Origin of the sequence: uncultured Bifidobacterium sp. (assembly GCF_963540075.1) — a bacterium.
Lineage (GTDB): Bacteria > Actinomycetota > Actinomycetes > Actinomycetales > Bifidobacteriaceae > Bifidobacterium.
Genome location: NZ_CAUTOG010000068.1, coordinates 1 through 5246, shown reverse-complemented (window position 1 = coordinate 5246; position 5246 = coordinate 1). Strand labels below are relative to the sequence as shown.

At 65.0% G+C, this 5246-nt stretch carries 5 protein-coding genes; 2 read left to right on the top strand and 3 right to left on the bottom strand.

Annotation, left to right across the window (positions count from 1 at the left end):
* Positions 1–94: 94 nt before the first annotated feature.
* A complete protein-coding gene (locus RWX87_RS06465) occupies positions 95–1183 on the top strand; it encodes a LacI family DNA-binding transcriptional regulator (RefSeq protein ID WP_314688759.1) in 1089 nt (362 codons plus the stop codon).
* Here the strand turns inward: RWX87_RS06465 and RWX87_RS06460 are convergent.
* From RWX87_RS06460 to RWX87_RS06450, 3 genes are all read right to left on the bottom strand, one after another.
* On the bottom strand, positions 1138–1893 hold the full coding sequence (locus RWX87_RS06460) for a TraX family protein (protein WP_314688758.1): 756 nt from the start codon (positions 1891–1893) through the stop codon (positions 1138–1140). The genes RWX87_RS06465 and RWX87_RS06460 overlap by 46 nt on opposite strands.
* 94 nt (positions 1894–1987) lie before the next feature.
* A complete protein-coding gene (locus tag RWX87_RS06455) occupies positions 1988–2779 on the bottom strand; it encodes an HAD family hydrolase (RefSeq protein WP_314688756.1) in 792 nt (263 codons plus the stop codon).
* Between the two features lie 14 nt (positions 2780–2793).
* On the bottom strand, positions 2794–4395 hold the full coding sequence (locus RWX87_RS06450) for an alpha-amylase family glycosyl hydrolase (RefSeq protein WP_314688755.1): 1602 nt from the start codon (positions 4393–4395) through the stop codon (positions 2794–2796).
* A 325-nt stretch (positions 4396–4720) separates the two neighbouring features.
* On the opposite strand from RWX87_RS06450, the gene RWX87_RS06445 reads away from it, so the two are divergent.
* Positions 4721–5246: extracellular solute-binding protein (locus RWX87_RS06445; RefSeq protein WP_314688754.1), on the top strand; the 526-nt coding region annotated here is incomplete at its 3' end.

The window sequence follows — 5246 nt, the reverse complement described above, 5'->3', positions numbered from 1 at the left end:
CGACGCGTGTCGCCGTTGACAACGTATGCACTATTCTGGAAGTCGTCCGTGCGCACCATGGCGGTGCGTCGAATCCATCCAACGAAGGGTCGATATGAAAAGGGCGGGCATACGCGACGTGGCGAAGGCCGCCGGGGTGTCCATTTCCACGGTGTCGCGCGCCTTCACCCGTCCCGAACTGGTATCCGAACGCACACGACGCAAGGTTCTGGAGACGGCCGACCGTCTCGACTTCAACATCTCCCGGTCGGCGACCGCTCTGAAATCCGGTCAGGCATATCGCGTGGCGCTGCTCATGAACGAGGAGATCACCAGCTGGTTCAACACCCAGGTGTTCGCCGGAATCGACTCCGTCCTCCACGACGCCGGATACGACATCTCGCTTTTCCAGCACATCGACACCGCCGAGAACCGTCGAAGCTTCTTCACCACTCTGCCCATCCGCCGCAACGTCGACGCCGTGTTCGTCGCGTCCTTCGGCGTCGACCCCTCCGAGGCCGACAGGCTCCGACGCATCCGCGTGCCCATCGTCGGCATCAACACGCCGACGGACGACAATCTTGACGCCTCGGTGAGCATCGACGACGGGGCGGGCATGGAGGCCGCCACCCGTCATCTGCTCTCCCTGGGGCATCGATCCATCGTCTACGTATGCTCGGAGGCGTCACCGACCATCCATTCCAGCATCGATGAGCGCGCCAACGGATTCGTCACGGCCTGCCGAGACGTCGAGAGATCTCGGGAGCTGCGCTGGCGAATCCTCTCCGTGCCTCGTGGACGGGCCTTCGCCGATTCGGCGCTGGCCGCCCTTCTCGCGCTGGACGAATTCCCCGACGCCATCTGCTGCCAGACGGACATGATGGCCATACCCCTGATCATCAAGCTCGCCCGCTACGGGTACGCATGCCCGAGGAACTATTCGATCGTCGGATTCGACGACAGCCCCTACGCGGACACCGTCGACCTGTCCACCATGCGCCAGGACCCCTTCGGCATGAGTCGCTCGGCCGCCCGCAAGGCCATGTCCCTCATGGCCGGCGGGCATCTGGATGTCCCTCATGAGACGGTTCTCCCCCGGCTGGTGATCAGAGGCTCCGAAGCCCCGTTCACCAGCGAATCGGCCACGCCCAGCGGAGGCTATGCCACGACGGCAAGACCGCAGGCCGCAAGCATCACCGGGTAGAAGGCGTAGAACACCCACGGCGTCCAGCGATGGCCGTATCCGAGCTCATCGTTGTGATAGTGCAGCACCGCGACGCCGACCGCCGGAAGCACGAATGCCAACGCCCCCACCAGGCCCGCGGTGAACATCATGGTGTTCTCCCGACGGCGGAGCAGACGGAAGACCAGAACGAACGCCACGATCAGCAGACCGACGTTCACGAGCCTCTGACGGACTCCCACGCGCAGAACAAGCATCCACAGCAGACCGGACACCGAGGCGAGGACGACGATGAAGGTTCGCGTAGCCCGCGGGAAGCGGTCGGCCCAGTCGATGACCACAAGCACGAGCACCCCGACCACCAGGGCGATGACCGGATTCTGGGAGGACCAGTCCACGACCTTTCCGCTCGTCGCCAGGTCATAGGGAACCTCGCTGACGACGGCGAGGACCGCCAATCGCAGCAGATACCATGGCACGCTGGAGGTATGGCGATACCCTTCGCACAGCAGCCAGGCGAAGATCGGAACCGCGCACCAGGACACGAGTTCGCACGCGACGAGAATCGTCATGCCCGTCAGGTCGTCGGATCCTGGGTTCCCGAGCGCATCCGGGAGCACGGTCGTGCCCAGTGCGGAGAGAGTCAGCAGCGCATCGCCGATCACCTTGAGCCGGAACGTCGACAGGCCATGCCCATGAACGCGCCGCGTGCCTTCCACCATGGTCTCCATGCCGTCCTCCGATCCACAGCTCCGACGAGCGTTCAGCTCGATCATGCCCCCGCACCCCTCGGAGCGAAGGAATCGTGTCATGACCCACACAGGGTCACCGCAGAAGGAAATCCTCCAGCGCCGCATAGTCCGCCCCATGAAGGGACAGCAGAGCGTCCGGGGACGCCGCCGGGTCATCCTGCGGCGAGATCTCCGTGCGCAGATACACGCCCGCCACTCCGGCGGCGGCGGAGCCCCGGATATCGGAACTCTCATCGTTGCCGACCATCACCACCCGCGAGGAATCGGCGCCCTCGGCGCGAAGAGCCCTCCGGAACAGTTCCGGATCGGGCTTGCGCACGCCCTGCTCGCTGGAGATGACGATGCGGTCCAGCACCGCGTCAAGTCCCAGAAGCTTCAGCTCGGGCCGCGTGTAGGCGGCTTGGGCGTTGCTGACAAGAACCGCCCGGATTCCGGTCGCGCGCAGACGCGTCAGGAAACCGACCGCACCGGGATACACGCGGAGCCGTGAAGTGCTGCATCTGCGGAATCCCCATGCGACCTCGGCGGCGAGTCCTCCGATGCCATCCGATTCGTCGACCCCTTCGGTCCTGAGCAGGTCGGCGTAGATGGGCAGCACGTCGGGTTCGGGGTAGCGGTGACGCTCCGGATCGTCGCCGCCCATGCCGGCCACCGCACGGCCCAGAGCGTCGGCGAACCGGACCCGAATGGAGTCCGGGGACATGACGCGACCGCCGTGGCCGGCGATGAAGCGCGACAGGTACTCCCAGGGGCCGTCGGCCGATTCATCCGTCCGTATGTCAACAAGCGTCCCGTACAGGTCGAAGAAGACGACGTCGAAGCGTCGGTCCCGCTTCTCCACGACATCCGATCCCGTCGGCCTCATCCCGACCCCTCCCGTCATCTCGCCACGAACACGGCGAAGGACTGCGGGCCCATGACGATGCGGCCGTCGTCTTGGCGAAGCTCCCCCACGGACAGAAGCGGCTCCTGCGCCGGCCGATCGACCGGCGTGTCGAACGTCTCCTCGTCGAGTCCCGGATTCAAGGCCACAAGCAGATCTTCGGCTCCGTCCGTCGGCGTGCGTCGGTAGGCGAACAGACGTCCGTCCTCCGGCGCCGCGACGACCTCGAGGACGGCGGAGGACGTCAGCGCCGAGTATGCACGTCGCAGCCGGAGCAGGGACCTCACCCAGCCCAGCATCGAATCGGGATCCGCCTCCTGCCGGGCGACGCTCGGCGCCCGGGGATCCGGATCGACGGGAAGGTAGAGCTCGGCCGGATCCGCGGTCGAGAAGCCGGCGTTCGTCCCGCCGTCCCACTGCATGGGCGTACGGCTGCCGGTCCGGGCGTATCCGCCCTCCTTCGTGGGGATGTCGCGGTAGCGCATCCCGATTTCGTCGCCGTAATAGAGGAACGGCACGCCGGGCATCGTGAACAGCATGCCGTAGCCGACCCGACGCTCCCTGTCGGTGAGTCTCGGAGCCATCCGAGGAGTGTCATGGTTGCAGGTGATGAAGCAGAAGCGGCCCTTGGACCGCGTGGCCTCGTACTGCGGCAGATACTCGTCGAGGAAGGGGCGGACGCTCCCCCCGCCGTGCGCCGAGAAGTAGCTGTGGTCGTCCCCCACGTTGAGCGCGCCGTCAGTGTTGCGGGCCAGAAGGTTGTATCCGTTCGGCACGCCGTTCCAGCGCCAGTCCAGATAGAAGTCCATATCGAATCCGGCCTCGAGGGACTGGGCCGGAGTCCCCCATTCCGAGACGAACGCCGCATCGGGGTATTCGGACCGGACGGCGCCCAGCATCTCCTGCCACGCGCGGATGGTCTCGGGCTTGTCGTCGCCGTCGTTCTTCACGAGCGAGTTCGCCATATCGACCCGGAATCCGTCGCAGCCACGGGCCATCCAGAACTCCATGACGTCCACCATCGCCAGCCGCGTGGCCTTCGCGGCGGAGGAGTCCGTGGACATCTGCCACTTCCGGTCGCGCTTCGCGAAGCCGTAGTTGAGGGCGGGCTGGCATTTGAAGAAGTTGAGTATATAGGTGGCGTCACGCTCGCTCTCACCGCCGATGAAAGGCATGGAGTAACCCTCGAACGCGCTGTCGGTCCAGATGTAGCGATCCGTGAACTCGTTGCGCCCGACCTGGGAGCTTTCCCGGAACCAGGGATGCTCCTCGCTCGTGTGCCCGGGGACGAGATCGAGCAGAACATGCATGCCGCGGGCATGCGCCTCACGGAACAGTGTCTCGAGGTCCTCGTTGGTGCCGTATCGCGGAGCCACCCGCGTGTAGTCGCGCACGTCGTAGCCGGCGTCGTTGAACGGGGAGTCGAAGCAGGGGTTGATCCAGAGGGCGTCGCAGCCGAGGCCGCGCACATAGTCCAGCCTGTCGATGATGCCGGGAATGTCCCCGATGCCGTCCGCGTTCGTGTCGAGGAAGCTCTGCGGATAGATCTCGTAGAAGACCGCGGCGTCAAGCCATGCGGGTCCGGGCACACCGGCCATGTTAAGGCTCCTTTCCCCGTCGGCGGTCCGGCGGGCATGCCACAGGCTACCAGCACCCGCATATCCCGACATGCCTGTTCCCTCCGCATCGGCGGAGGGCAAGGGGACGCTTCCGGAAACGCCTCGGGAACCGCGTTTTGCAAACGTATGCAAGTCATGTGTATACTGCACCGTGTTCGGAAGTATGCAGGCGTCTCCCAAGAGTTTCATGGGAGGATGCGCGGAGTTGCGTCAGTGACGAGCGGCGATGCGCATGGCCTTTACGCCCGACAGAGAGAACAGACGCTTCACCGGCGAGGCGAGGCGCAGTTTGAGGAGGTCAATGATGACAAACATGAAGAAGATTCTGGGGGCTGGGACCGCTCTGGCACTGCTGCTGGGCGTTTCCGCCTGCGGATCGGGATCGAGCAGCTCAAGCAGCTCCGCGACCACCAAGACGGCCGTGACGCTCACCGTATGGGGACCGTCCGAGGACCAGGCCAACTCGAGCTCGTGGCTGCCGAAGATGGAGACCGCGTTCCAGAAGGCCCATCCTGAGTACAAGATCACGTGGAAGAACTCGGTCGTCGCCGAGGGCGACGCGGCCACCACCGTCAAGCAGGACGCCTCGGCCGCCGCCGACGTCTACATGTTCTCCAACGACCAGCTCGGCACTCTCATCGACGCCGGCGCCATCGGCGAGCTGAGCACCTCGGTCGCCAAGCAGGTCAAGTCGCAGAACGACTCGTCCATGGTCACCTCGGTCACCGGCACGGACGGGAACCTCTACGGCGTGCCCTACACCGGCAACACCTGGTTCATGTACTACAACAAGTCCAAGTTCACGAAGAGCGACATCAAGTCCCTGAACA

Excerpts from the sequence above, each read along its gene's own strand:
- RWX87_RS06465 (WP_314688759.1), top strand. The coding sequence starts at position 95 with ATGAAAAGGGCGGGCATACGCGACGTGGCGAAGGCCGCCGGGGTGTCC.
- RWX87_RS06460 (WP_314688758.1), bottom strand. The coding sequence starts at position 1,893 with ATGGAGACCATGGTGGAAGGCACGCGGCGCGTTCATGGGCATGGCCTG.
- RWX87_RS06455 (WP_314688756.1), bottom strand. The coding sequence starts at position 2,779 with ATGAGGCCGACGGGATCGGATGTCGTGGAGAAGCGGGACCGACGCTTC.
- RWX87_RS06450 (WP_314688755.1), bottom strand. The coding sequence starts at position 4,395 with ATGGCCGGTGTGCCCGGACCCGCATGGCTTGACGCCGCGGTCTTCTAC.